Annotated in this window: 25 protein-coding genes; 10 read left to right on the top strand and 15 right to left on the bottom strand. The window is 60.0% G+C overall.

The annotated features are described in order from the left end of the window. Positions 1 to 52: 52 nt before the first annotated feature. Both FFI16_RS23805 and FFI16_RS23810 read right to left on the bottom strand, forming a co-directional pair. Positions 53 to 355, bottom strand: a complete 303-nt coding sequence (locus FFI16_RS23805; protein WP_138817075.1) for a PsiF family protein — start codon at positions 353 to 355, stop codon at positions 53 to 55. A gap of 72 nt (positions 356 to 427) precedes the next feature. Beyond that, complete coding sequence (locus FFI16_RS23810; protein WP_138817076.1) at positions 428 to 1216, bottom strand: helix-turn-helix transcriptional regulator; 789 nt, start codon at positions 1214 to 1216, stop codon at positions 428 to 430. Positions 1217 to 1313: 97 nt separating this feature from the next. On the opposite strand from FFI16_RS23810, the gene FFI16_RS23815 reads away from it, so the two are divergent. Further along, the gene (locus FFI16_RS23815; RefSeq protein WP_138817077.1) at positions 1314 to 2213 is read left to right on the top strand and encodes a DMT family transporter; all 900 of its coding nucleotides are present in this window, start codon (positions 1314 to 1316) and stop codon (positions 2211 to 2213) included. Between the two features lie 13 nt (positions 2214 to 2226). Here the strand turns inward: FFI16_RS23815 and FFI16_RS23820 are convergent, their stop codons facing one another. Together FFI16_RS23820 and FFI16_RS23825 are read right to left on the bottom strand one after the other, a co-directional pair. Beyond that, complete coding sequence (locus FFI16_RS23820) at positions 2227 to 3117, bottom strand: triacylglycerol lipase (RefSeq protein ID WP_138817078.1); 891 nt, start codon at positions 3115 to 3117, stop codon at positions 2227 to 2229. Positions 3118 to 3190: 73 nt separating this feature from the next. Further along, positions 3191 to 3832: an FMN-dependent NADH-azoreductase gene (locus FFI16_RS23825; protein WP_138817079.1), complete on the bottom strand. Its 642-nt coding sequence runs from the start codon at positions 3830 to 3832 to the stop codon at positions 3191 to 3193. Between the two features lie 137 nt (positions 3833 to 3969). Between FFI16_RS23825 and FFI16_RS23830 the strand changes: the two genes are divergently transcribed. Then, positions 3970 to 4866 (top strand): LysR substrate-binding domain-containing protein, encoded by an 897-nt coding sequence (locus FFI16_RS23830; protein WP_138817080.1) that lies wholly within the window; start codon positions 3970 to 3972, stop codon positions 4864 to 4866. Positions 4867 to 4964: 98 nt separating this feature from the next. Beyond that, positions 4965 to 5495, top strand: a complete 531-nt coding sequence (locus FFI16_RS23835) for a bacterioferritin (RefSeq protein ID WP_017136789.1) — start codon at positions 4965 to 4967, stop codon at positions 5493 to 5495. Positions 5496 to 5621: 126 nt separating this feature from the next. On the opposite strand, the gene FFI16_RS23840 is transcribed toward FFI16_RS23835, so the two are convergent. Continuing rightward, positions 5622 to 7688: an AsmA family protein gene (locus tag FFI16_RS23840; RefSeq protein WP_138817081.1), complete on the bottom strand. Its 2067-nt coding sequence runs from the start codon at positions 7686 to 7688 to the stop codon at positions 5622 to 5624. Between the two features lie 346 nt (positions 7689 to 8034). On the opposite strand from FFI16_RS23840, the gene FFI16_RS23845 reads away from it, so the two are divergent. Both FFI16_RS23845 and FFI16_RS23850 read left to right on the top strand, forming a co-directional pair. Beyond that, a complete protein-coding gene (locus FFI16_RS23845; protein ID WP_056860500.1) occupies positions 8035 to 8445 on the top strand; it encodes a hypothetical protein in 411 nt (136 codons plus the stop codon). 153 nt (positions 8446 to 8598) lie between these two features. Next, on the top strand, positions 8599 to 9231 hold the full coding sequence (locus tag FFI16_RS23850; RefSeq protein ID WP_138817082.1) for a TetR family transcriptional regulator: 633 nt from the start codon (positions 8599 to 8601) through the stop codon (positions 9229 to 9231). 7 nt (positions 9232 to 9238) lie between these two features. On the opposite strand, the gene FFI16_RS23855 is transcribed toward FFI16_RS23850, so the two are convergent. Next, on the bottom strand, positions 9239 to 9727 hold the full coding sequence (locus FFI16_RS23855; RefSeq protein ID WP_138817083.1) for a C40 family peptidase: 489 nt from the start codon (positions 9725 to 9727) through the stop codon (positions 9239 to 9241). Positions 9728 to 10066: 339 nt separating this feature from the next. Between FFI16_RS23855 and ureE the strand changes: the two genes are divergently transcribed. The 5 genes from ureE to FFI16_RS23880 all read left to right on the top strand — a co-directional run bounded on the left by ureE (position 10067) and on the right by FFI16_RS23880 (position 13740). After that, entirely contained in the window at positions 10067 to 10567 is a 501-nt protein-coding gene (gene ureE, locus FFI16_RS23860) for an urease accessory protein UreE (protein WP_138817084.1), read from the top strand. Continuing rightward, positions 10564 to 11238: an urease accessory protein UreF gene (locus FFI16_RS23865; protein ID WP_138817085.1), complete on the top strand. Its 675-nt coding sequence runs from the start codon at positions 10564 to 10566 to the stop codon at positions 11236 to 11238. The genes ureE and FFI16_RS23865 overlap by 4 nt, the downstream gene beginning before the upstream one ends. A gap of 9 nt (positions 11239 to 11247) precedes the next feature. Continuing rightward, on the top strand, positions 11248 to 11862 hold the full coding sequence (gene ureG / locus FFI16_RS23870; RefSeq protein ID WP_028615537.1) for an urease accessory protein UreG: 615 nt from the start codon (positions 11248 to 11250) through the stop codon (positions 11860 to 11862). Positions 11863 to 11886: 24 nt separating this feature from the next. Beyond that, positions 11887 to 12459 carry a HupE/UreJ family protein gene (locus tag FFI16_RS23875; RefSeq protein WP_138817086.1) on the top strand — a complete coding sequence of 191 codons (573 nt, stop codon included), beginning with the start codon at positions 11887 to 11889 and terminating at the stop codon, positions 12457 to 12459. A gap of 171 nt (positions 12460 to 12630) precedes the next feature. Further along, the gene (locus tag FFI16_RS23880; RefSeq protein WP_138817087.1) at positions 12631 to 13740 is read left to right on the top strand and encodes an AGE family epimerase/isomerase; all 1110 of its coding nucleotides are present in this window, start codon (positions 12631 to 12633) and stop codon (positions 13738 to 13740) included. Between the two features lie 110 nt (positions 13741 to 13850). Here FFI16_RS23880 and FFI16_RS23885 read toward each other — a convergent pair whose 3' ends face one another. From FFI16_RS23885 to FFI16_RS23935, 9 genes are all read right to left on the bottom strand, one after another. Next, positions 13851 to 14756 carry a cation diffusion facilitator family transporter gene (locus FFI16_RS23885; RefSeq protein ID WP_138817088.1) on the bottom strand — a complete coding sequence of 302 codons (906 nt, stop codon included), beginning with the start codon at positions 14754 to 14756 and terminating at the stop codon, positions 13851 to 13853. Positions 14757 to 14915: 159 nt separating this feature from the next. Next, entirely contained in the window at positions 14916 to 15683 is a 768-nt protein-coding gene (locus FFI16_RS23890; RefSeq protein ID WP_138817089.1) for an SDR family oxidoreductase, read from the bottom strand. A 724-nt stretch (positions 15684 to 16407) separates the two neighbouring features. Continuing rightward, a complete protein-coding gene (locus tag FFI16_RS23900) occupies positions 16408 to 17124 on the bottom strand; it encodes an ABC transporter ATP-binding protein (protein ID WP_069786861.1) in 717 nt (238 codons plus the stop codon). Next, a complete protein-coding gene (locus tag FFI16_RS23905) occupies positions 17121 to 17996 on the bottom strand; it encodes an ABC transporter ATP-binding protein (protein ID WP_138817090.1) in 876 nt (291 codons plus the stop codon). Before FFI16_RS23905 ends, FFI16_RS23900 begins: the two co-directional genes overlap by 4 nt. Next, a complete protein-coding gene (gene livM / locus FFI16_RS23910; protein WP_017136077.1) occupies positions 17993 to 19270 on the bottom strand; it encodes a high-affinity branched-chain amino acid ABC transporter permease LivM in 1278 nt (425 codons plus the stop codon). Before livM ends, FFI16_RS23905 begins: the two co-directional genes overlap by 4 nt. 2 nt (positions 19271 to 19272) lie before the next feature. Beyond that, positions 19273 to 20187 carry a branched-chain amino acid ABC transporter permease gene (locus tag FFI16_RS23915; RefSeq protein ID WP_017136076.1) on the bottom strand — a complete coding sequence of 305 codons (915 nt, stop codon included), beginning with the start codon at positions 20185 to 20187 and terminating at the stop codon, positions 19273 to 19275. A 232-nt stretch (positions 20188 to 20419) separates the two neighbouring features. Continuing rightward, entirely contained in the window at positions 20420 to 21556 is a 1137-nt protein-coding gene (locus tag FFI16_RS23920) for a branched-chain amino acid ABC transporter substrate-binding protein (RefSeq protein ID WP_138817091.1), read from the bottom strand. A 374-nt stretch (positions 21557 to 21930) separates the two neighbouring features. Continuing rightward, complete coding sequence (locus FFI16_RS23925) at positions 21931 to 23214, bottom strand: FAD-binding oxidoreductase (RefSeq protein WP_138817092.1); 1284 nt, start codon at positions 23212 to 23214, stop codon at positions 21931 to 21933. A 153-nt stretch (positions 23215 to 23367) separates the two neighbouring features. Further along, positions 23368 to 24858: an aldehyde dehydrogenase family protein gene (locus FFI16_RS23935; protein WP_138817094.1), complete on the bottom strand. Its 1491-nt coding sequence runs from the start codon at positions 24856 to 24858 to the stop codon at positions 23368 to 23370. Positions 24859 to 25007 lie beyond the last annotated feature (149 nt).

The following is a 25007-nucleotide window of genomic DNA, read 5'->3' on the forward strand; positions in this document are numbered from 1 at the left end:
ACTGACACACCGCTTTCGCGAGCAAGCCCGCTCCCACAGGAGATAGGCGCTATCAGTTGCCTTTGAGGCAGGTGCTCATAAAGGTTTTACGCGCATCGCCAGCCAACGCCTTGGTTTTCGCCGTGGCATTGCAGTCTTTCATCTTCTGCTGCTGCGGAGTCAGGGTCTTGGCATCGTTGGCGGCCGGCGCCGACAGGCAGGTCTTCATAAAAGCCTTGCGGTCATCGCCCTTGAGCGTCTTGGTGGTGGCTTCGGCATTGCAGGTGGTCATTTTATTTTGCTGGGCTGTGGCAGCGAAGCCTTGGGAACACAGCAGCAGGCCCATCATCAACAACGGAATACGCAGCATCTTCATGGAGTTTTCTCCCTGTTACCGCACCAAAGGGGCACGGCCTACGCAGCAGTGTAGTCAAAACCTGTTACATCTTCAGCGCCCGCGAATATTCGACCGGCGGTACTGCTCTGGGGTGCAGCTGGCGTGACGCTGGAACATGGCGATAAACGCCGAGGCGCTGCTGTAGCCCAAGTCAAACGCCACGTGTTGCACACTGCGGTCGCTGTCCAGGGCTTCGATGGCGGCGAGGTAGCGCAGGCGCTGGCGCCATTCGCCGAAGCTCATGCCCAACTCACGCACGAACTGACGGGCCAGGGTGCGCTCACTCACATGCACTTGCTCAGCCCACTGCGCCAACGGGCGATTGTCCCCAGGCTCGGCCTGCATCCCTTCGAGTACGCTGAGCAACCCGGGGTGACGTGCATAAGGCAGAAAGCAATCATGTATGGGCGCCTGCTTGAGCTGATCCACCAGCACCTGGGCCAGGCGTGTATCGGCCTCGGTCTGCGGAATATTGACGTCACGCTGGGCAAAGTCGCTGAGTATCGCCTTGAGAATGTCACTGATCGCCAAGGTGCACGGCGCCTGCGGCAGTTGTGCGCAGAGTTCCGGAGCCAGGCCCACTGAGCGATACACAATCGCTTGTGCGTTGTAGGAACTGTGCTCGGTATTGGGTGGGATCCACACCGCGTACTGCGGTGGCGACATAAAGCGGTTGCCGGCCACTTCCATGCGCATCACGCCATTGGCCGAATAGTCCAACGAACCCCAGCCATGCCGGTGCGGCGTGCATTCGGTGTCGGGGGCGAATTCGGAGTAGCGGAAGTACACCGGGCTGGGCAGGCTGCGAAAATCCGCGAGGCGTACAGTGTGTCTGGCCATATTGTCTGGATACAGAGGTCGGTTGTCTGGGTCGCAGTATAGGCTTCTATCCAGACAGAGGATAATCCCGGCTCATCAACACACCTGGTTTCTTTCGATGCAATACGCGTATCCCCTGCTGGCCATCTTTATCTGGGCCGGTAATACCGTGGTCAACAAATTGGCCGTGGGTTCGATCTTCCCCGCAGAAATCGGCTTTTACCGCTGGTTGCTGGCGGCGCTGCTGTTTACCCCTTTCATGCTCAAGCCGGTGCTGGCCAACTGGGCGCTGATCCGTCCGAACCTGGGCAAGATCTTTATCCTCGGCGTGCTGGGCATGGCGGTGTATCAAAGCCTGGCCTATTACGCCGCGACGCTGACCAGCGCCACCAACATGGGCATCATCCTCTCGCTGATGCCGTTGATGTCGCTGACTGCCGCCATCATCAGCCTCGGCCAACGCCTCACCTTCGGCGCGCTGACCGGCGCGGTGCTGTCGTTCGCAGGCGTTGTGGTGGTGGTCTCGGCCGGCAACCTCGGCGCATTACTGCAACACGGGCTCAACCTGGGTGACGCGATGATGCTGTTCGCCACCCTGGCCTACGCGGTCTACAGCACCCTGCTGAAAAAATGGCAACTGCGCCTGCCGCCGTTGGTATTGCTGTACTTGCAGATCCTGGTGGCGGTGGTGGTGCTGTTTCCGTTGTTTCTGTTCTCGGCCAAGGCCGGCTTGGGCTGGGCGAATATTCCCCTGGTGCTGTACGCGTGCTTGCTGGCGTCGATGCTGGCGCCACTGGCCTGGATGCATTCGGTCAAACACCTGGGGCCAAGCCGCACCACGCTGTTTTTCAATTTGCTGCCGCTGATTACCGCCTTGATTGCGGCAGTGGTGCTGAAGGAAGAACTGGCGATGTATCACTTGGTCGGCGGTTTGCTGACCTTGGGCGGGGTGATTTTGTCGGAGCGTTGGACGACGCCGGTGCGCCGCGAGGTTGGGGTTGCCTGCGATGAACGATAACCCGGTCTCCCTGTTAAACCCCGGCCGCCTTCAGCCGCCGGGCATGCTCGACAAACAACCGAATCGGCTCCGCGCCCTTGCCCACCAGCCCCATGGATTGGTTGACGATATCGAAGTGATCCAGGGCGTAGTCATCGCCGATGACCGTGCCCAGGTGCGAGCTGTAGCGCCCGACCATGCCGTCACATTGGCCCTTCTCACGCACAAAGCTGCGGGCGAACAACCGGCAACTGCGGTTCGTGCCGTCCAGCAGGTTGCGCCCGCGATCGGTCTTGCCTGGCTGCAAGGTGCCGGACCACGAGTAATAACGCACGCCGTTGACCACCTCGGCGCCCTGCCCGCCCCAGGTTTCGGGCAGCCCTTGGGGATACTGGCGGTTAAACAAGGCCACACCGGCACTGGTAAGAGAATGGTGCGAAGCCTCTAGATCGGCCTTGAAGCGCGGGCCGCGATAGCCGGATTCCAGCAAGCCCATCACCCAGGCAACCAGATGAAACACCGCGCTCATCAGTCGGCCTTTCACACTGGCCGGCGGGTAATGGGCGTGAATATGGTCCGCCAGTTCCGAGCCATGGTTGGGGCCGGCCACCGACGTCACTGACGCCACCCACTCCGGGCGCATGGCGGCGGCATAACGCGCGGTGAGCGCGCCCTGGCTGTGGCCGATCAAGTTGACCTTGTCGGCGCCGGTCTCGCGGCGGATTTGTTCGATGTGCGCCAGCAACTGCTCGCCGCGCACCTCGCTGGAGTCCAGTGGCGCCACCTGAATCGCAAATACCTGCGCCCCACCCGCCCGCAGTGCCGGGACAATGCCGTACCAGTAAGGGAAAAAGCCTACGCGCACGAAGCCCAGCATGCCGGGTACCAACACCAAGGGGTAACGCGTGGCGAGGAAATCGGGCATGGGGCAACATCCAGGTCGGAAAGCGATAATGCCATCCTAGACCAACCGACATGACTGCCCCATGACCGCGCCGTTAGAAATGCCCGGCCAGGTCGTGCAACTGGCGCTCGGCCTCTGCAAAGGCGCGCAGGAACACGCTTTTGTCCGATTCCTCACCCTCGGCGGCAATCACCTGGATGTCGTCGATACCAATGTAGCCCAGCACTGTGCGCAGGTGCGGGTCAGCGTGATTCATCGCCTCGTTCTCGCCACCTGGGCCAAAGCCGTTGCCGCCTCGGCTGGTGATGATCAACGCGCGCTTGCCCTTGAGCAACGCCTGGTATTGCGCGTTGCCGTGGCTGTCCAGGGTGATATCGAAGGTGAGGCCCATGCGCACGATCTGATCGATCCAGGCCTTGAGGCCGCTGGGCACACCGAAGTTGTACAGCGGCATGGAGATGACCAGCAGTTCATGGTCGATCAGCTCGCCAACCAGTTGATCGCTGAGTTGTAGATCGGCCTTCATCACCTGCGGCAATGATTGCGGCTCAGGGTAGAAATTGGCCGCCACGAAGGCTTCGCTGACATGGGGAATGGCGGCGCGGCCGACTTCGCGGCGGGTCAGTTGGGCGCCGGGGTTGGCGGCTTGCCAGGCCTGCAGAAACGACTCGGCCAGGCGCCGCGAGTGCGAACGTTCGCCACGTGGACTGGCATGTATCACAAGCATTTTTTTCATCTGTAAAACCCTTCACGGAGTAAACTCAGGCAACCTGGATGGCCACCGCTTCTGCCTGCGAATCTAGAGCCGTGGGTGCTGGCCGACAAATGATCAATAGTTAATCCGGCTGAATTCAATTCATCCATGGAGTTGAAATGTTTGCTTCGCTGCCCCTTACTGCCCTGCGCACGTTCGAATCCGCGTCGCGCCTGCTGAGTTTCAAGGCGGCGGCCGAGGAACTGTCGGTGACCCCCACGGCGGTATCGCATCAGATTCGCTCGCTGGAAACCTGGCTCGGCGTGCCGCTGTTCGAGCGCCTGCCACGCCGGGTGCGCCTGACCGACAGCGGCGAGCGGCTGTTTCGCAGCCTGCATGGCGCCTTGCTGGAGGTGGCACAGAACCTCGACACCTTGCGCCCGCAACGCAGCACCGGGCACCTCACCGTCTCGACCACGCCCGCCTTTGCAGCGTTATGGCTGGTGCCACGGCTGGGGCGTTTTTATGCCGCTCATCCGGACATTAACCTGCGCCTGGACACCCAATGTGAGGTGGTCGACCTGCAACAAGACGCCAGTGTCGACCTGGTGATTCGCTACAGCCTGGGCGATTACCCCAATCTGTACGGCCAATGTTTGTTCGACGAGTGTTTTGCGGTGTACGGCTCGCCCGAGCAGGTCGCGCGGGCCAGTACTCAGGTGCCGACCCTGATCAGCGTGCGCTGGCACAACTCCGAGCTCTATGCCCTGGGCTGGCAAGCCTGGTGTGATAAAGCGGGTGAAGCCTGGCTCGGCCTGGGTCCGTTGCGAGAATACGACGAGGAACACTACGCGCTGCAGGCGGCAATTGCCGGCCAAGGGCTGGTGCTGGCGAGCAATATCCTGGTGTCCGAAAGCGTCGCCAGCGGCCTGCTGGTGCCCTATCGGCCGCAGATCAGTGTGGGCGGTGCCGGCTATAGCGCGCTGTGTGTGCCGGGGCGTGAGCGGCATCCGCCGGTGCGGGCGTTTTTCCAGTGGGTGCGGGAGGAAGCCGAGCTATCCGGCCAGGCGGTGTGAAATCCGATAAAACTTTTTGCGTCAGCCAGGACTCACAACTTGGAGTGATCACGCCAACAGAGCGTGGCGCAAAACCGGATTAGCACCAGGAGATTGAGATGACCCAAGCAAACTTGACCGACGTTGCCACCCTGCGCAGCCGCGCCCGCCAGCACGTCGAAAACGGCGCCGTGACCGAAGGCTACGACGCCGACCGTGAAGAAATTATCCGCCTGCTCAACGAGTCGCTGGCCACTGAGCTGGTCTGCGTGTTGCGCTACAAGCGACACTACTTCATGGCCAGCGGCTTGAAAGCCAGTGTCGCCGCCGATGAGTTCCTGGAGCACGCCACCCAGGAAGCCGAACACGCCGATAAACTGGCCGAGCGCATCGTGCAACTGGGCGGTGAGCCGGAGTTCAACCCCGACCTGCTGTCGAAGAACTCCCACGCTCAATACGTGGCTGGCAACACCTTGAAGGAAATGGTCTACGAAGACCTGGTGGCCGAACGGATCGCGGTGGACAGCTATCGCGAAATCATCCAGTACATCGGTGATAAAGACCCGACTACACGTCGCATCTTTGAAGACATCCTGGCCCAGGAAGAAGAACACGCCGATGACATGGCGGATATTCTGCAGGACCTGTAACTAACACCACAAAACAGTGTGGGAGCGGGCTTGCTCGCGAAGGCGGAGTGTCAGTCAGAGCAATACTGACTGACACTCCGCCTTCGCGAGCAAGCCCGCTCCCACATCGGGTTAGCGTGCCTTCTGTTACTTCACAGTCTTGGGCGCCTTGCCTTCCTTCATCTGTTGCAGCAACGGTGCGCACTGGTTGGGTTCATCACCGCTTGGTGCGACCAATGCCAGCAACCCGGCAGCCGGGCCGGCGATCACACCGAGCGCGACCATCCCGGCACCACGCAACATCAACGGCACCGCTTTCACACCTGCATTCGGCTTGATAAAAGGACCGTTGACGTACAGCGGCGAGCGCAGGGAAAAGAGGCGGAAGCCTTTTGATTCGGGCGTGATGGTCAAGTCCAACTGCTCGGTCGCCATGTTCGCCGTGCCATCGATATAAATGATCGCGTTCTCGGTATCGAACACAAACAGCCGCGTCGTTGCCAGACCGGTCTTGATGCCAAAGTCCGCCGCCGCGCAGTTGATCTTCACTTCCTTGTCGCCAAACAAGCGGCCGACCACGTAGTTGCCCACGTTGAGCCCGGCAATTTCCATCAGGCCGCGGCTGATGGCGCCGTCATTGATCAACATTTTCAGGTCGCCGTTGGAGGTGCCCAGCAAGGCTGCCACGGAGTTGCCGCGCCCGGAAATGTCGGCATCGCCGTTGAGTTCACCAAAGCTGGTCTTCATCGGCTCGAATGTCGGGAACAACTGCTTGAGCTTGAAGTTGCGCGCCGTCAGCTTGGCACGGCCTTCCATCGGCGTGGTTTGTCCGTTCAAGCGGATCTGCGCATCCAGCTTGCCACCGGCCACGCCAAAGCGCAGGGGCTCCAGGCTCAGTTGGCCATCGTTGAGGACCAAGTGGGTGTAGAGGTCGGTGAACGGCAGGTCGGCGCTGTGCACGATGCGTTTGCCGGTGAACTCCACATCGGCATCCATGTCACGCCAGCGTTCGGTGCGGAACTCTTCCACCGGCAGTACTTTGGTCGCCGGCTGCTTGCTCTCACCGCCACGGGCCTTTTGCTTGGCGTTGGAGTCGGCACCAATCAACGGCGCAAGGTCGGTCATCAGCAGTTGGTTGGACACCAGTGTACCGCTGAGCTTGGGCCGTGGCTGGCTGGCGACGTAGCTGAGGTTGCCGTGGATGTCGCTGTCGCCAATCTTGCCGTTGAAGTTTTCGTAGGTGAATGACGCGCCGCTGGCCTCATGCAGCTTGGCGATCAGATGGCCGTCGGTGGAATAGGCCGGGGAGTCTGGCAGCGTCACGCCGGTCAGCGGGTAAAGGTTGCCCAGGCTGCTGCCGGACAGTTTCAGGCGCAGGTCCAGGGCACCCAGGTTGAGCGGGTCAGTCAGGGTGCCGGCCAGCGCGATGCTGGTGTCGGCGATCTTAACTTGCGCTTGCAGCGGGAACGGCTTGGCCGCGTCCTGCAAGGCCAGCAGCCCGCCGATCTTGCCGGTGCCGTCGAGTTTCTGGCCGTGGTACTGGCCTTTGACCTTGAGGCCGAATGCGTAATCCTGCGGCGCCGAGCCTTTTTCCAGAGCCTTCTTGGCATCCGCGTCACCGACGATTTCACCGAAGGGAATCGGCTTGCCGAGCAGGTCGATGATCACATCCAGCTGGGTCTTGAGGGTTTGATCGTCGAGGGTGACATGGCCCTTGTCGAAGCCGATGGAGCCGATGTCCACCACCCAGTTGGAGGGCTCGGCGTTGGGGTCTTTGGGGTCAAACTTGAAGGTCCAGTTGGCGCGACCGTCAGCCAGGCGCTGCAAGTCGGCACTCGGCTCGGTGAGGTCGATACGCGGGATCACCACGCGCTGGGCCAACAATGCTAAAGGCGAAATGCGCAGCTCAACGCGTTTGAGCGTGACCATCTGCGGTTTTTTTGACCAGTCCGGGTTGCCCAGGCTCAGGTCTTCGGCAATCACATGCGGCCACGGCACCCAGGCACGCCAACCGCCTTCGTCGGGCTCGCGCGCCCACACCACGGCGAGGTTGCCATTAATGGCAAACGGTCGATGCAATTCTTCGGAGACCTTGGCATTGAGCGGCGGCTTGATGCGGTTCCAATCAAAAAACACCAGCACCAAGACCACGATAGCGATTAACACAGCGAAGCTGGCGCAGCTCCAAACCACGATTTTACGAGTGCGCGTCATTGCACAGGACTCCTCAACACAGATAGCAAAACTACAGCTTATAAGGCTACGACTGGCAAACCGCCTGGGGGTTTAACCCGATCAGCGATTTAGTCGCAAAAAGCCACATTCCTGATCGACCAGACAGTTTTCATCATCGACGGCGCACCATTGTTACCCACCTTCGTGTCGAAAATACCCACCACGGTGCAAAAGCGCGGGCTTGAGAGGCGCGTTCTAGAGCCTCTGTGGGGAACAATCAATTCTGTTGATTATTACCATTGTGTTTATGAACTTTTATATCGACTTCTCGAGAGTAACATTAGCCCTGTACCCACTTTATCGCCCTCCCAAGGAGCAACCCATCATGAAACGCCAAATACTCGCTACTGTCCTGCTGTCGGTCCTGGCTTCCAGCGCATTTGCCCTTCCAGCCGCTGAACAAGCTACCCCACAGAACAAAGCTCAAGCTGTTCAGTCGAGCCAGACCCTGGCCCGCAGCGGTTCGCAAGAAGACGAAAACCGCGACTACGCCAAAGGCGCTGTAGCTGAAAACGGTCGTAACCGCCTGGAAGAGAAAGGCCTGGTAGAAGGCGGCGCTGAACAAGCCAACAAACGCGCTTACACCGAAGGCGTTGCTGAAGGTGGCCGTGATCGCCTGGAACAAAAAGGTCTGGTAGAAGGCGGTGCTGAGCAAGCCAACAAACGCGCTTACACCGAAGGCGTTGCTGAAGGCGGTGCTGACCGTCTGCAAGAACTGCATCAAGCACAGAGCTAACCCCGTGGTGGCCGAGAAAAAAGCCCGATCCGAAGATCGGGCTTTTGCTTTTATCTGAACTGCATCACACCCCGATACCCCGCCAAGTTCGACGTAGCTGAAGCTGTTTTGCTAGAGTGCGTCGCTGTACTTGCCGACAAAGCCCGCCCGCCGATGCTGCCCCGCGCCGAACAAAAGCAACAGACCCGCCTCGCCTTGATGGACGCAGCCCGCCATCTGATGGAGTGTGGCCGTGGGTTTGGCAGCCTGAGCCTGCGCGAAGTGGCCAAGACCGCCGGGATCGTGCCCACCGGGTTCTATCGTCATTTTGAGGATATGGACCAGCTAGGGCTCGTCCTGGTCAGTGAAGTCGGCCAGACCTTCCGCGCCACCATTCGCCTGGTCCGTCACAACGAGTTCGTGATGGGCGGCATCATTGATGCCTCTGTGCGGATTTTTCTGGACGTGGTTTCAGCCAACCGTTCGCAATTCCTGTTCCTGGCCCGCGAGCAATACGGTGGTTGTTTGGCTGTGCGCCAAGCCATCGGCGCGCTGCGTGAAGACATCACCAGTGATTTGGCTGCCGACCTCACGTTGATGCCCAAGCTCCAGCACCTGGATGCCGACGGCCTGCACGTGATGGCCGACCTGATCGTCAAGAGCGTATTCGCCACCCTGCCCGACATCATCGACCCACCGACCCACGCCCTGCCTGCCCACCTTACGCCCCAGGCGAAAATCACCCAGCAACTGCGCTTTATCTTTATCGGCCTCAAGCATTGGCAAGGGCTGGGCAGTACCGAGTAAGCCCAAATCAGCCCGCCGTGTGAAAGCGCTTGGCGGTGGTGTAGTGCTTTTTCCAGTAGCTGTTGCTCAATGAATCGATACGCACGCGTTTGCCGGTGCTCGGCGAGTGGATGAATTTACCCTTGCCGATATAAAGGCCGACATGGCTGACCTGGCCGCGCCCATTGCCTTTGAAAAATACCGCGTCGCCGGGCTTGAGCGCCTCGCGCTTTACGGTCGCGGCGCTTGATCGATGCATTTCTGTGGTGGTGCGCGGCAAGCGGATATTGGCTTCGGTCTTGAACAGATAGACCAGGAAGCTGCTGCAATCAAACCCCTGGTCAACCTTGGTACCGCCGCTTTTATAGGGCGTACCGAGCAGCTCATGGGCACGATCGATCACGTTGTCGATGGTGGCGGAGGGCTCAAAGGCCACAGGTGCTTTTAAATTGGCTGAGGCCGGTATGACGGCGCAGGACAAGCTGACAATGAGTGAAACCAAAAATACTCTGAACATGATCGGCGTCGCAGTGGATTAAACACGGCGCACATCGTAATGAAACAGCACGTAACTTTTTGGACGCTAATTCCTTCAATCGCGTAGGACAATTCCGAGAAAAATCCGGTGCGAAACAGATGAAGGAAATTTCATCCTCCACGCAACGTCTATCAACGCAAAACGCCCCTATCCAGTGCTATAAAACCCCTGACGCACCAAATTGAAGCGCAGCAGGAAATGGCTGACGCCCTATTCGGTGGCATGTCCGTGCTTGCCTACAGGGATTTCCTGTCCATACACACGGTTGGCAAGCCCCTTGCTCTAGCTCATTTATCGCTCATAGCTGGAAGCCTCCTGATGCTGGTGATCCACCGCCGAATCGCCCCCCAAGCCCTCTGGGCCGCTGAACTGCTGCTGAACTTCGAAGCCCGCAGCAAAAGCCGCCTGCGCTGTTTCAGTGCCGACGGCGAAGATGTAGGCCTGTTTCTGGAGCGCGGCCAACCGCCACTGCACGACGGCGAGTGCCTGCAGGCTGAAGACGGGCGCGTGGTACGCGTGGTCGCCCGCCCTGAACAGCTGCTGCACGTGACCTGCAGCAATGCCTTTGAATTGACCCGCGCGGCCTATCACCTCGGCAACCGCCATGTGGCCCTGCAAGTCGGCGACGGTTGGCTGCGCCTGCTCGATGACTACGTGCTCAAGGCCATGCTCGAACAGCTCGGTGCCACCACGCAAACCATCGAGGCTCCGTTCCAGCCGGAACACGGTGCCTATGGCGGCGGCCATCATCATTCGCGCCATGGCGATGAAGACTTCAATTACCCCCCCAAGCTGCACCAGTTCGGCGTGCGTCTATGAACCCAGCCTGGGCGCTGTTGCGTCTTGCCAGTCCGCAATTGCCGATTGGTGGCTACAGCTATTCCCAAGGGCTGGAGATGGCGGTGGACAACGGCCGGGTCAATGATGCAGCCAGTGCCAGGCGCTGGATCAGCGACCAGTTGTTGCTCAACCTCGCCCGTTTTGAAGCGCCGCTGTTGCTAGCCCATTGCCGCGCCGCCGCCGAACAGGATTGGCCGCGTTTGACGCAGCTGTGCGAAGAGCACCGCGCCAGCCGCGAGACGCGCGAGTTGTATCAGGAGAGTCGCCAGATGGGCTACTCCCTGCAACAGCTGCTCAACGGCTTGCCGGAGCTGGACGACGCCGCACGCCACTTTCTGGCCCAACGCGACGAACCGCACCTGGCCCTGGGCTGGGCCTTGGCCGCCCGCGCCTGGCACATCAGCCCCGACGACGCCCTGGCCGCATGGCTGTGGAGCTGGCTGGAAAACCAATTGGCGGTGCTGATGAAAACCCTGCCGCTGGGCCAGCAAGCCGCCCAACGCCTGACCAGCGAACTGCTGCCCCTGTTGCAACAAGCCCAGCAGGACGCGGCACGCATCGACCCTCACCATTTCGGCAGCGCCGCGTTCGGCCTGTCCCTGGCGTGTATGGCCCATGAGCGCCAATACAGCCGCCTGTTCCGTTCCTAGGAGACCTACATGAACACACAACCTTTGCGTGTCGGCATCGGCGGCCCAGTGGGCTCCGGCAAGACCGCCCTGACCCTGGCGCTGTGCCTGGCGCTGCGCGACCGCTACAACCTGGCGGTGGTCACCAACGATATCTACACCCGTGAAGACGCGGATTTTCTGGTGCGCAACCAGGCGCTCGCGCCCGAGCGCATCATCGGCGTGGAAACCGGCGGCTGCCCGCACACGGCGATTCGTGAAGATGCCTCGATCAACCTCGAAGCCGTGGACCAACTCAACCGCCGCTTTCCCGGCCTGGACCTGATCCTGGTGGAGTCTGGCGGCGACAACTTGTCGGCCACGTTCAGCCCGGAACTGTCAGACCTGACCATCTACGTGATCGATGTGTCTGCCGGTGACAAGCTGCCACGCAAAGGCGGGCCCGGTATTTGCAAATCCGACTTGCTGGTGATCAACAAGATCGACCTGGCGCCTTTGGTCGGCGCCTCGCTGGAACTGATGAACAGCGACACCACACGCATGCGCAACGGTAAGCCCTTTGTGTTCAGCAACCAGAAAACCGGCGTCGGCCTGGATGAAATCGTCGCCTTTATCGAACGTCAGGGCTTGCTGACTGCGGCCTGATCCCACCCCCAAAAAGGAGCCTGTATGGGTCTTAACAAACTTCTCGCTACCGCTGCCCTGCTGCTGGCACCGGCCCTCGCCTTCGCTCACCCCGGGCATGGCGATAATGGGCTGGTGGCCGGTATCAGCCACCCATTGGGCGGTATTGATCATTTACTGGCCATGGTCGCCGTCGGCCTGTGGGCCGCGCAGCAACAAGGCAAGGCGCGCTGGGCACTGCCTTGCGCGTTTGTCGGCACCATGCTGATCGGCGGCCTGCTCGGCTTTGAAGGCCTGGAACTGCCGGCGCTGGAAAGCGGGATTGCCGCCTCGGTGCTGGCGCTGGGCCTGGCAGTAGCACTGGCAGTGCGACCGCCGCTGTTTGTGGCAGTGGCCGCAACGGCGTTGTTTGCGCTGTTCCACGGTGTGGCCCACGGCCTGGAGCTGCCGGACATGTCCAGCCCGTGGGCGTATGCGGCCGGGTTTGTGGGCGCGACGGCGGCTCTGCATGCCGTTGGATATGCGGTGGTGCGCTTTCTGCCGGCCGCTGCGGCGCCGTTGGTGCGGGTTGCCGGTGCTGCTTCGGCGGCGACTGGGGTCTGGTTGCTGGCGGGCTGATTGGCGGCGCTGCTGAGGGCACCATCGCAGGCAAGCCAGCTCCCACATATGGATCTGTGAATACAGCCCAATGTGGGAGCTGGCTTGCCTGCGATTGCGGTGGCACAAACACCGCAGAACTCAAGCCTGCTACCATGCGCGCCTACACCTCTGCCGTGACGACGCCAGCCGATGCCCATCGCTTCCCAACCTTCCTTGAATGCCGTGCTTACGCACTTCCACACCTTGATCGTGCCGCTGTGGCAAGGCCCGGGCTGGAATGCCGAGTTGGCGTTGCCCTACGAGGCACTGGACGCCAATCACCAGCCATTGCCCCCGCAACGCTACCGCGCCATGGCCTGCGCCCGGCAGTTGTACCTGTTCGCCAGCCTGATCGGCGAGCCCGGTGCAGCGTTTGCCGAAGAACGCGCGGCGGCGCTGTTTCGTTCGCTGCAACGGCATTTCCATGATGCCGAGCATGGCGGCTGGTTCTACAGCATCGACGCCCACGGCAAACCGCTGGACAAGCGCAAAGACCTCTACACCCACGCCTTCATCATCTTCGCCTGCGCCCACTATTGGGCCAAGGTACGCGAGCCGCTGGTGGAGTCGGTACTCAACGCGGCCCTTGCGGTGGTCGCCGAACGTTTTGCCACCGGCGACGGCCTGTACGAAGCCGTGTTGGAGCGCAACTGGTCATCGCTCAAGTCCGGCCCGCTGCAAAACCCGCTGATGCACCTGGCTGAAGGCTTTCTCGCCACACTGGCCGTGCGTGAAGACGCGATCACCCAGGATGCGTTGCTGGACCTGGCCACCGCCCTGCAAAAGCGCTTCATTGACCGCCAGCACGGGGTGATGATGGAAAAACCGCTGGGCGCTGTGGATAACTGGTTTGAGCCGGGGCATCAATTCGAATGGTTCTTTTTGCTCGAATCGTCGGACGTGCTGCGCAGCACAGCGTTGCATGCCTCGCTGACGCGGGCATTTGCCTATGCGGAGCTCAAGGGTGTGGATAAATCAAGTGGCGCAGTCAGCGGCATGCTCGCGCTGGATGGCAGCGTGCGCGACGGCACGCAACGGATCTGGGCCCAGGCTGAATACCTGCGGGCACTGACCTTGCGGCCGGGCAGCGAGGCGGTGTTACAGCGCCAATTGCTGGCGCTGCAACAGCGCTTTTTGCATGAGAAAGGCTGGCATGAATGCCTGGATGCCAAGGGTGCGGTGAGCCGGCGGGATATGCCGTCGACAACGCCGTATCACTTGGCCACTTGCTACCAGGGGCTGATCCAGCATCTGGGTTGAGCTTTAGTGCCTCATCGCAGGCAAGCCAGCTCCCACATTTTGATGTGTGAACACAGTCAAATGTGGGAGCTGGCTTGCCTGCGATAGCCTCACCTCGGTCTACCTGACTGTCATGCAATCCACTTGCGATCCCCGGTAAAACTGATCGTCAACCAGCGCGCCGCATCCGGCGTACCCAGCCCTGTGGATATCTCCTCACGCAGCCCATCAAGCGTGGCCACGTTATCCACCGGGTAATTGGCCGGCAGCACCACATGAATCTCGATAAACCGCGCCCGCCCGTGCTTTTGCACGTAGGACACGTAGTCATCGAAACCATGCCTGGCCTGGGCCGCGTCCATCACTTCACGCACTTTGTCGTCCAAGTGGTCCGGGGCAATGCCCAGCACCTCGCGCAACGCCGGGCGCAGGATCTTGAACGCCGGCGCCAGCATGCTCAGGGCCAGCAGAATCAGGATCAATGGGTCAACATACACCGCCCATTCGCCATAACCCTGGGACTTGAGCAACAGCGCGGCGAGGAAGCTGATCAGCAAGCCCACCGATAGCATCGCGTCCACCAGCCAACTGATGTTGTCGAACTGGATCAGTGAAGATTTCAGCGTGCGATTGCGATAGCGCACGTAGAAGAAGTAGGCGAACTCGACCACGGTAAACACCGCCGCGTAGACGATCACCAGCCCCAATTCGATTTCACGCCCACCATTGATGATGCCGAACACGCCGTTGAGAAACGCGTAGATCGCGATCAGCAACAGGAAGCTGCCTTCGATCAGCAGCACCATCGGTTCCAGGTGCCAGTAGCCGAACTGGAAACGCTCGTTGCTTTTCTTGGCGATCAGCTTGGCCGTGATCAGCATCAGCACCTTGATGGCGGTGGCGATCAGCGAGAAAAAGCCGTCGAATAGAATGGATTGGGCGCCAGATATCACACCCGTGACAATCCCGGCGATCGCGACTGCGAACATCAGAATCGTCGATTGTTTGAGCAGTGCCTGCTCACCTCGGTTACTCACATTTCCTCCCGTCAAAACCTTTAAACCGCACAGTGCGGAGGGGTTTTCAGGCGTGGAGTGTACCTTATGTCCTGTTTTGGCCGATTTGACGCCAATTAAAGGCCAATGAAACCCATTGTGGCGAGGGAGCTTGCTCCCTCGCCACAACAACAATCAGTTTCAGCCCTTGGCCCCACGCTCAATCGCAAACCCAGCCCAGGTCTGGCTCACCGGCATCAGCTCCAACCGGTTGATGTTCACGTGCGCCGGGGTATTCATCACCCAGAAGATGGTGTCGGCAATGTCTTGCGGCTGGATCGGCTCGGCACCGGCATAGGTCGCGTCATAACGCGCCTGGTCACCGCCAAAGCGTACCAGCGAGAACTCGCTCTCACACAGACCCGGTTCGATGTTGGTCACACGCACGCCGGTGCCTTGCAGGTCGCAACGCAGGTTCAGCGAAAACTGCTTCACGAACGCCTTGGAGCCGCCATACACGTGGCTGCCTGGGTACGGGTAGTTACCGGCGATGGACCCCAGGTTAATGATGCCGGCGCCACGGCCATGGGCGATCAGGCGCGGCAACAGCAGGTTGGTGGTGGTCAGCAGGCCCTTGATGTTGGTGTCGACCATGGTTTCCCAATCGTCGAGGCTGCACTTGGGCGCAGGGTCGGTGCCCACGGCCAAGCCGGCGTTGTTGATCAGCCCGCGTAGCTTGGCGAACGACGGTGGCAGGTTGGCGATGGCCTCTTCCATACCCTTGCGGTCACGCACGTCCACCACCAGGCCATGCACTTCGGTCTGCTTGGAAAGCTCTTCGACCAAGGCATTCAAACGCTCAGCACGACGGCCAGTAAGCACCAGTTTCCAGCCGGCGTCGGCAAAACGGCGGGCGCAAGCTTCGCCGAAACCTGAGGTGGCGCCAGTAATAAACAGCGTGTCGGACATGGTGTTCTCCTTGCGGGCATCGGGAAAAAAACAGCCAGCAGAATGCCCTTACGCCACGATTGCGGCAACCGTTAAGCGCATAACTTCATGCACGGCTGGTTGTTTTTTAATCACATCACGCAAAGCCTTATAGAACGTGGCTTGCAGCCATATACACGCAGGTTATCCACAACGGCGCCCACAGTCTTTGGGGGCAAGTGTAAAAAGCGCCAAGCCGCTCTATACAAGGCTTGCAGGCGGTTTCAGAAAGTTTTTTGCTTGACCTTGGCCAAGGCGTATGTAGGCCAATGGCAAGAGGAAAAATCTGAACGATGGCTCCAGGCCAGTCATTCCGGCCTCTGCGGAGGTCTTTCCAGAGTTTAGTCACAGACTTATCCACAGGCTGAGCGGACATAAATCAGTCATATACCTGTGTCTTTAAACAGGTTGACAAAGCCCTCGGCAGGCCAGCAAAAAACCGCTGATCAATAAACAACCACCACGCTGCAAGCCACGTTTTTAAAGGCTTACAGCCAGCTACTCCCACGTTACCCACAGCCGGTTCCACAGCGGATGGAGACAAGTCAAAACTGTGACAAAACAGGGATTTGCGGCGGCTATATGTCGCGCTTTGGAGGGTGTCTGGATTTGTTTTCCACAATTTGGCGGGCGCACTGAAGACACCCCAAAAACAAGTGTTGATGATCGCTCCCACGCTCTGCGTGGGAACGATCAGGGGCAGGCGTTAATGCCCGCCGAGGTAGGCGTTGCGCACTTCCTCGTTAACCAGCAATTCCTTGCCGGTGCCCGTCAGGCGAATCTCGCCGTTAACCATCACATACGCCCGGTCCGACAGGCGCAGCGCGTGGTTAGCGTTCTGTTCCACCAGGAAGATGGTCATCCCGGTAGCCGCCAGCTCGCGCAGTGTGGCAAAGATCTGCTTCACCACAATGGGCGCCAGGCCCAGGCTCGGTTCATCCAGCAACAGCAGTTTGGGCCGGCTCATCAAGGCGCGGGCGATGGCAAGCATTTGCTGCTCACCACCGGACATGGTCATTGCACGCTGAGTACGCCGCTCCTTAAGGCGTGGGAACAGCTCAAACATGCGCTGCATGTCTTCCTGCGCATACTTGTCACCAATCGGGATGGTGCCCATCAGCAGGTTTTCCTCGACGGTCATGTCGGGGAACACCCGCCGCCCTTCCGGCGACTGCGCAATGCCGTTGGAGGCAATGTAGTGGGATGACTTGTGGGTAATGTCGACGCCGTTGTACAGAATCTGCCCGGATTCGGCGCGCGGCTGGCCGAAAATCGACATCAGCAGCGTGGATTTACCCGCGCCGTTGGAGCCGATCAGGCTTACGGTTTCGCCTTCGTTGATGTGCAGCGAGACTTTTTTGAGGGCCTGGATCGGGCCGTAAAACACGTCCAGGTCCTTCATTTCGAGGATAGGTGCACTCATACCAGTTCCTCTTCGTCTGCGCCCAGGTAGGCGGCGATCACTTTCGGGTCGTTGCGGATTGCATCCGGGCCGCCTTCGGCGATCACGTTGCCGTGGTCGAGCACCACAATGTGGTCGGAAATACTCATCACCATGCCCATGTCGTGTTCGATCAGCACCACCGTGAGGTCGTGTTCGTCGCGCAGCAGGCGAATCATCGCGCTGAGGGCTTCGGTTTCCTGCGGGTTGAGGCCCGCGGCCGGTTCGTCCAGGCAGATAATCTGCGGCCGGGTGCACATGGCGCGGGCGATTTCCAGGCGGCGCTGCTGGCCGTAGGAAAGCTCACCGGCCAAGCGGTTGGCGCAATCCACCAGGTCCACCACTTCGAGCCAATAGAAGGCATGGTCGAGGGCATCGCTTTCGGCCTTGCGGTAGCCCTTGGTGTTGAGGATGCCCGCCAGCATGTTGCGGTTGACCCACATGTGCTGGGCCACCAGCAGGTTTTCCAACACCGACATTTCCTTGAACAGGCGAATGTTCTGGAAGGTCCGCGCCAGGCCTGCACGGTTCACCAAGTGAGTGCCGCCAAACATCTTGTAGTACACGCGACTGAAGAAGCTTTTCGGCGACACAAAGTCAACGGCCTTGAAGCGTTCGCCGAGCAACTGGATCACGTTGGTCTGCTTGCCACGAATGTTCAGTTCGATCTTGCCGCCGCTGGCTTTGTAGAAGCCAGTGAGGCAGTTGAACACCGTGGTCTTGCCCGCGCCGTTAGGGCCGATCAGGGCGAAGATCGAGTTGCGTTTGACCTGCAGACTTACATCGCTCAAGGCCTTGATGCCACCGAAGTGCATCATCAGGTGTTCCACGGAGAGGACGACTTCTTTGCTCATGGCGCCACTCCTTTACGTGGGGTCACACCGGTACGGCTGATGCGGATCAAGCCGCGCGGTCGCCAGATCATCATCACCACCATCAACACGCCAAACAGCAGCACACGGTATTCGGAGAAGCTACGCAGCAACTCCGGCGCAACCGTCAATACGAACGCCGCGATCACCACGCCCACCGTCGAGCCCATGCCACCCAACACCACGATGGCCAGGATCAACGCCGACTCGAAGAAGGTAAACGACGACGGGTTGACGAAGCCCTGATAGCTGGCAAAGAACACCCCGGCCAGCCCCGCAGTCGAGGCCCCGATAGTGAACGCCGAGAGCTTGACCAGCACATGGTTCAGGCCCATGGAGCGGCAGGCGATTTCATCTTCGCGCAAGGCTTCCCAGGCGCGGCCCACTGGCATGCGGGTCAGGCGGTGCTTGATGTACAGCACGGCCAGCACCACCAGGAACAGCACGATGTAGATAAACATGAACTTGATGTTGGGGTTGTAATCGATGCCGAAGAACTCGTGGAACGGAATCCCGCCATCCTTCGCCTTACGCCCGAATTCCAGGCCGAGGAAGGTCGGCGAAGGCACTGGCATACCGTTGGGGCCGCCGGTGAACGACAACCAGTTGTTGAGCACCAGACGGATGATTTCACCAAAACCCAAGGTCACGATGGCGAGATAATCGCCGTGCATTCGCAGCACCGGGAACCCGAGTATGCATCCCGCCAGCGCCGCAGCGATGGCTGCCAGGGGCAACACACTCCAGAAGCCCAGGCCGAGGTATTGGTAACCGAGTGCCAGGCCGTAGGCGCCGATGGCGTAGAACGCCACGTAACCCAGGTCGAGCAAGCCGGCCAGGCCCACCACGATGTTCAGGCCAAGGCCAAGCAACACGTAGATCAGCCCGAGAATCACCACGGTCAGCAGGTATTTGTTGGCGAAGATCGGGAACACGATGGCGATCACGATCAGTGCCGGGATGATCCAGCGCAGCCGCGATTTGTAGTCTGGCGGCAACACGTGCACACCGGAGCCACTGCTCTCGAAGCCTTGCAGAATCTTCACGCCCTTGGGGGTTTGCAGGAACAGGCTCAAGGCAAAGCGCCCGGCCATCACGATGGCAACCAAAGTGGCCACACGCGCAGGCTCGAGGTTAAAGCTGTAGCCGTCGAGCACCACGCCGACAATCGGGCCGAATACGATCAACGAAATCAGCCCGGCAAGGACCGTATCGACCACACTTTTCTTGATATCGATAGATTTGGCAGCAGACATGTTTACACCTTAGCCACGAGTGGGCGACCAAGCAGGCCCTGAGGACGGAAGATCAGAATCACCACCAGCAGGGAGAAGCTGAACACGTCTTTGTAGTCAGAGTTGATCAACCCCGAGAACAGCGACTCGGAGATACCCAGGATGATCCCGCCCAACATCGCCCCAGGCAGGGAGCCGATGCCGCCGAGTACCGCTGCGGTAAATGCCTTGATGCCGATGATGAAGCCGGCATAGAAGTCGAAGGTGCCGTAGTTGAGGGTGATCAGCACGCCGGCCAGGGCGGCCATGGCGGCACCAATGACGAACACGTAGGAGATCACGCGGTCGGTGTTGATGCCCAGGATCGAGGCCATCTTGCGGTCTTGCTGGGTGGCGCGGCACATGCGGCCGAGCTTGGTGTACTTGATGATGTAGGTCAGCAGGCCCATGCCGAGAAACGCGGCCACCAGGATAAACACCTTGGTGTAGGTCAACTGCACAAACCCTGTGCCGATATCGACGCGCCAGGCGCCGGCCAGCAGGGTTGGAATGCCTTGTTGTTTCGCGCCCTGAGCGATCTGCGCATAGTTTTGCAGGATCAGGGAGATACCGATGGCGCTGATCAGCGGTGCCAGTCGGGTGGAGTTGCGCAGCGGTTTATAAGCGACACGCTCGATGACCCAACCGTAAACGCCAGTGACGACCACGGTGAAGATCAGGGTGCCGAGAATGAGCAGCGGGAAGGATTCGATGCCGAAGTAAGCCAGCAGTGCCAGACTGATCGCCGCGAGGTAAGCGGAAATCATATAAACCTCGCCGTGGGCGAAGTTGATCATGCCAATGATGCCATAGACCATTGTGTAGCCGATGGCGATCAGGCCATAGACCGACCCGAGGGTCAGGCCGTTGACCAGTTGCTGCAGGAAAATACCATCCATAACGCAATCTCACGCGGTGAGCACCTGCACACGGGTGGTGTGCGGCGCTTCTGGAGGAAAAGACAGATCTTGATATCAACACCACTCCCCTGTGGGAGCAGGCCCTGTGTGGGAGCTGGCTTGCCTGCGATTGCATCACCTGGGTATTACTGAAGTACCGAGGTGCCTGTATCGCAGGCAAGCCAGCTCCCACAACAAGCCCGCTCCCACATTGGTTCCGTGGTGCTTGTTCTTACTTCTGCTTTTCCAGCTGGTGGTATTTGCCGTCTTTATCCCACTGGTAAACCACGTAGTCGGAGATTTTCAGGTCGCCCTTGGTATCCCAGGCTTTTTCACCCATCACGGTTTTCACCGGGTGAGCCTTGAGCCACTTGGCGGCGTCTTCGCCCTTGTTGGACTTGGCGCCGTTGAAGCCGGCGGCCAGGGCCTGGATCGAGGCGTAGGCGTACAGGGTGTAGCCTTCCGGCTCGGTGCCGTTTTTACGGAACTCTTCCACCACGGTTTTGCTGTCTGGCAGCAGGCGCGGGTCGGCGCCGAAAGTCATGTACACGCCGTCTACGTATTGTGCGCCGCCGGCGGTGGCCACCAGTTCGTCGGTCACGACACCATCATCGGACATGAACTTGACGTCTTTGAGGCCGGCTTCACGAATCTGGCGAACCAATGGACCAGCTTCCGGGTGCAGGCCGCCGAAGTACACGACGTCGGCACCGGTGGAGCGGATCTTGGTGACCAGGGCGCTGAAGTCTTTCTCGCCGCGGGTCAGGCCTTCTTCCAGCACTGGCTTGACGCCGCGCTTGGTCAACTGGGCAGCAGTGGCATCGGCCAGGCCTTTACCGTAGGTGTCCTTGTCGTTGATCACCGCGACTTTCTTGCCTTTGAGCACGTCGACAATGTAGTCGCCGGCCACGATGCCTTGCTGGTCGTCACGCCCGCACATACGGAACACGGCACTCAAACCACGCTCGGTTACCTGTGGGTTGGTGGAGCCCGGGGTAATCATGATGATGCCCGCTTCGTCGTACACCTCAGACGCCGGGATGGTGTTGGACGAGCAGAAGTGCCCAACCACGCCGATCACTTTGTCCTGGTCGGCCAGGCGGTTGGCCACGGCCACGGCTTGCTTGGGTTCGCAAGCATCGTCACCGGCAACCAGCACGATTTTCTCACCGTTGATACCGCCGGCCTTGTTGATCACATCGGCTGCCGCTTGGGCACCCTTCATGTACTGCTCACCGAAAGCTGCGTTGGCGCCCGTCATCGGGCCTGCCACGCCAATCTTCACATCAGCTTGAACAAACGCAGAAACACCCAACGCCGCTGCAACGGCGAGGGCCAGAAAACCTTTCTTGTAAAACGTCTGGGACATGAGTGGTGCTCCGAGGTTTTTGTTTATTGGCACTACGAATTCGCGTCAAACTTTCACAGGAAAGCCCAGAGCAAGGCGCGTGCCATTACTTTTTTATTCTTCAAAAAGACACGGTGTCATTGTTATTGCAGGCGTTTCGGCTCCTTCTGCCAGCACGTGCAACCGTCTAGCATCGAAAGGTGCAACCAATGGATCCAAAAAGTACAACCCTGGCAGGTCGCACCTGCAACCGGATGCCTAAACGACAGTTCCTACAGCTGTAACAATGTGCGTAACGGAACTGCACATTTACAGTGCGTGATTGCTACGACTTGCACCAATACAGATTAGTAGCCTGCTAAGAAAATGCAGGCTTCTGACAGCTATTTCGCTGATCAGACCACGATCCGCAGGCATTGCCCGGCGTGATACAGCGAGAACCCTGCTTCATACAGGCAACTGCGCAGGCCCACCCCGGCCAACGGTTGCATGGGCGCAAAGGGGATCGGCAATGCCTGTGGGTCCTGGTGACACAAATAGTCGGCAAAAGCCTTGCCGACCACACTGCCAGTGGTCACGCCACGCCCGTTATAACCGGTGACGGCGACCAGACCGGGTGCCGGCTCGAACAGGCGCATCAGGTGGTCCGGGGTGAAGGCGATGCAGCCGGTCCAGGTGCACTCCCACTGCACCGATTTGAGGTACGGGAAGTAATGCTGCTGCACCCGATCGGCCCACGCCTTGAGGAACCACGTGGGTTTCTGGTTGCCGTTCCCCAGGCTGCCGAGCAATAGCCGACCCTCGGCGTCGCGGCGGATGCTGCTTAACACCTGGCGCGTGTCCCATGAGCCCTGCCCGCCAGGAAGGATTTGTTGCGCGGCTTCGTCCGTCAGCGGGGCCGAGGCGACCTGGTAGTAGTAACCGGGAAAGAAGTTGCGCCGCAGCTCGGTCCATTCGCCTTCGGTATAGGCGTTGGAGGCGATCACCACTTGCGCCGCCTGCACTGAACCCTGGGCGGTCTGCACCGACCAGAGTGCACCTTGGCGCTCAAGTTGAGTGACCGGTGAATGATCGAACAACTGCCCGCCAAGCCCCAGGGCCGCATTGGCCAGGCCAGTGGTATAGGCCATCGGGTTCAAGGTGCCCGCGCGCCGGTCCAGCAAAGCGGCGGCGATCTTTTTGGTGCCGGTGGCTTGCTCGCACGCCTGGCCCGTGAGCAGCTCGACGGGGGCGCCACGGCGCTTCCATTGTTCTTCGCGGCTGCGCAAATCCGCCTCGCCACGGGCGTTATGCGCCATGTGCAAGGTGCCCTCACGGCGCAGTTGGCAATCAATCTTGTATTTGTCGATCAGGCTGAATACCAGCGAGGGTGCCGCGCCCAGCATGCGGTTGAGCTGACTGCCCACCGTTTCGCCAAAACCGGCTTCGATCTCGTCCGGCGGGATCCACATACCGGCGTTGACCAGCCCGACGTTACGCCCCGAACCGCCATGGCCGGTGCGGTGAGCCTCCAGCACGGCGACGCTTTTGCCTTGTTCCAGCAGGTGGATGGCGGCCGACAAGCCGGTGATCCCGGCGCCGATCACGCACACATCCACTTTGACCTCGCCCTTGAGCGCGGCGCGATCAGGCCGGCCTGGGGTGAGTTGTTCCCATAAACATGTTTCGCGTAGTGCCATTGCCAGACTCCGATGAGACCCAACAAACAACTATTTCCGAACTGCAAACCCAATCAACTGTGGGAGCTGGCTTGCCTGCGATAGCGGTGGTGACTGATACACCGCTATCGCAGGCAAGCCAGCTCCCACACTGACCGCACTTCGACTTGAGGATTAGTCGAAGGTAATGCCCTGCGCCAGCGGCAATTCCAGCGAGTAGTTCACAGTATTGGTCTGGCGCCGCATATACCCGCGCCACGCATCCGAACCCGACTCACGCCCACCACCGGTCTCTTTCTCACCGCCAAACGCGCCACCAATCTCCGCGCCGCTCGGGCCGATGTTGACGTTGGCGATGCCGCAGTCACTGCCCACCGCCGACATGAACTGCTCGGCTTCACGCACGTCGGTGGTGAAGATGCACGAGGACAGGCCTTGCGGCACGGCGTTGTTCAGGCGCAGGGCTTCGGTGAACTCGGTGTAGCCGACCACATACAGAATCGGTGCGAAGGTTTCGGTGCACACTACGTCGCTTTGCTCGGGCATTTCGACAATGGCCGGCGACACGTAGTAGGCATTCGGGAATTTGTCTTCCAACTGGCGTTTGCCGCCGAACACCTTGCCGCCTTCGCTCAAGGCTTGCTCCAGGGCGTCCTGCATATTCTCGAAACCGTGCTTGTCGATCAGCGGGCCGATCAGGTTGCCTTCCAGCGGGTGGCCGATGCGCACTTTGGAATAGGCGGCCTTGAGGCGGGTAACGATTTCTTCCTTGACCGACTCATGGGCGATTAGACGGCGCAAGGTGGTGCAACGCTGGCCAGCTGTGCCGACGGCGCTGAACAGGATGGCGCGCACGGCCATGTCGAGGTCGGCGCTTGGGCCGAGGATCATCGCGTTGTTGCCGCCCAGTTCGAGGATGCTGCGGGCGAAACGTGCGGCGACTTTGGGCGCCACTTCGCGGCCCATGCGGGTGCTGCCGGTGGCGCTGATCAGCGCGACGCGTGGGTCATCCACCAATGCCGCACCGGCGTCACGGCCGCCGATGATCACTTGGCTGAGGTATTGTGGGGCGCCGTCGAACTTCTTCAGTACGCGCTCGAACAAGGCCTGGCAGGCCAGTGCGGTGAGCGGGGTCTTTTCCGACGGTTTCCAGATCACCGCGTTGCCGCACACCAGCGCCAGCGTGGTGTTCCACGCCCACACCGCGACCGGGAAGTTGAACGCGCTGATCACACCGACCACGCCCAGCGGGTGCCAGGTTTCACGCATGTGGTGGCCAGGGCGCTCGGAGGCGATGGTCAAGCCGTACAACTGGCGGGACAAGCCCACGGCGAAGTCGCAGATGTCGATCATCTCCTGCACTTCACCCAAGCCTTCCTGGGTGATCTTGCCGGCTTCCCACGACACCAGCTCGCCCAGGTCGGCTTTATATTCGCGCAACACATCGCCGAACTGGCGCACCAGCTCACCGCGACGCGGTGCCGGCACCTTGCGCCAGGCCTCGAATGCATGCTCGGCGCGACTGACCTGCTGCTCCACTTCAGCGGCACCTTCCCAATGCACACTGCCGATACGGCTGCCATCAATCGGCGAATGCACGGGCTGTTTACCCGACTGGTACAGCGCCGGGTTTACCCCGAGACGATCAAGCAATGCGGCAACCATGGGTCACTCCTTCAAACTCAAACAGAAAATTCGCGCCGTCACAGACACGGCGATCCAGACCTTATTTGTAGCTGGCCCAAGACTTGCCAACAAACGACGATTAGGCGAGATATCATTCCGTTTACTCATGCAAAGAATAAAAAGAGGCG

It is taken from the genome of Pseudomonas sp. KBS0710 (genome assembly GCF_005938045.2).
Lineage (GTDB): Bacteria > Pseudomonadota > Gammaproteobacteria > Pseudomonadales > Pseudomonadaceae > Aquipseudomonas.

Coding starts and splice junctions, on each gene's coding strand:
- FFI16_RS23875 (WP_138817086.1), top strand. CDS start 11,887: ATGGGTCTTAACAAACTTCTCGCTACCGCTGCCCTGCTGCTGGCACCG.
- FFI16_RS23925 (WP_138817092.1), bottom strand. CDS start 23,214: ATGGCACTACGCGAAACATGTTTATGGGAACAACTCACCCCAGGCCGG.
- FFI16_RS23845 (WP_056860500.1), top strand. CDS start 8,035: ATGAAACGCCAAATACTCGCTACTGTCCTGCTGTCGGTCCTGGCTTCC.
- FFI16_RS23880 (WP_138817087.1), top strand. CDS start 12,631: ATGCCCATCGCTTCCCAACCTTCCTTGAATGCCGTGCTTACGCACTTC.
- FFI16_RS23815 (WP_138817077.1), top strand. CDS start 1,314: ATGCAATACGCGTATCCCCTGCTGGCCATCTTTATCTGGGCCGGTAAT.
- FFI16_RS23835 (WP_017136789.1), top strand. CDS start 4,965: ATGACCCAAGCAAACTTGACCGACGTTGCCACCCTGCGCAGCCGCGCC.
- FFI16_RS23830 (WP_138817080.1), top strand. CDS start 3,970: ATGTTTGCTTCGCTGCCCCTTACTGCCCTGCGCACGTTCGAATCCGCG.
- FFI16_RS23820 (WP_138817078.1), bottom strand. CDS start 3,117: ATGCCCGATTTCCTCGCCACGCGTTACCCCTTGGTGTTGGTACCCGGC.
- FFI16_RS23920 (WP_138817091.1), bottom strand. CDS start 21,556: ATGTCCCAGACGTTTTACAAGAAAGGTTTTCTGGCCCTCGCCGTTGCA.
- FFI16_RS23850 (WP_138817082.1), top strand. CDS start 8,599: ATGCTGCCCCGCGCCGAACAAAAGCAACAGACCCGCCTCGCCTTGATG.
- FFI16_RS23935 (WP_138817094.1), bottom strand. CDS start 24,858: ATGGTTGCCGCATTGCTTGATCGTCTCGGGGTAAACCCGGCGCTGTAC.
- ureG (WP_028615537.1), top strand. CDS start 11,248: ATGAACACACAACCTTTGCGTGTCGGCATCGGCGGCCCAGTGGGCTCC.
- FFI16_RS23825 (WP_138817079.1), bottom strand. CDS start 3,832: ATGAAAAAAATGCTTGTGATACATGCCAGTCCACGTGGCGAACGTTCG.
- FFI16_RS23840 (WP_138817081.1), bottom strand. CDS start 7,688: ATGACGCGCACTCGTAAAATCGTGGTTTGGAGCTGCGCCAGCTTCGCT.
- FFI16_RS23915 (WP_017136076.1), bottom strand. CDS start 20,187: ATGGATGGTATTTTCCTGCAGCAACTGGTCAACGGCCTGACCCTCGGG.
- livM (WP_017136077.1), bottom strand. CDS start 19,270: ATGTCTGCTGCCAAATCTATCGATATCAAGAAAAGTGTGGTCGATACG.
- FFI16_RS23900 (WP_069786861.1), bottom strand. CDS start 17,124: ATGAGTGCACCTATCCTCGAAATGAAGGACCTGGACGTGTTTTACGGC.
- FFI16_RS23890 (WP_138817089.1), bottom strand. CDS start 15,683: ATGTCCGACACGCTGTTTATTACTGGCGCCACCTCAGGTTTCGGCGAA.
- ureE (WP_138817084.1), top strand. CDS start 10,067: ATGCTGGTGATCCACCGCCGAATCGCCCCCCAAGCCCTCTGGGCCGCT.
- FFI16_RS23810 (WP_138817076.1), bottom strand. CDS start 1,216: ATGGCCAGACACACTGTACGCCTCGCGGATTTTCGCAGCCTGCCCAGC.
- FFI16_RS23865 (WP_138817085.1), top strand. CDS start 10,564: ATGAACCCAGCCTGGGCGCTGTTGCGTCTTGCCAGTCCGCAATTGCCG.
- FFI16_RS23855 (WP_138817083.1), bottom strand. CDS start 9,727: ATGTTCAGAGTATTTTTGGTTTCACTCATTGTCAGCTTGTCCTGCGCC.
- FFI16_RS23905 (WP_138817090.1), bottom strand. CDS start 17,996: ATGAGCAAAGAAGTCGTCCTCTCCGTGGAACACCTGATGATGCACTTC.
- FFI16_RS23805 (WP_138817075.1), bottom strand. CDS start 355: ATGAAGATGCTGCGTATTCCGTTGTTGATGATGGGCCTGCTGCTGTGT.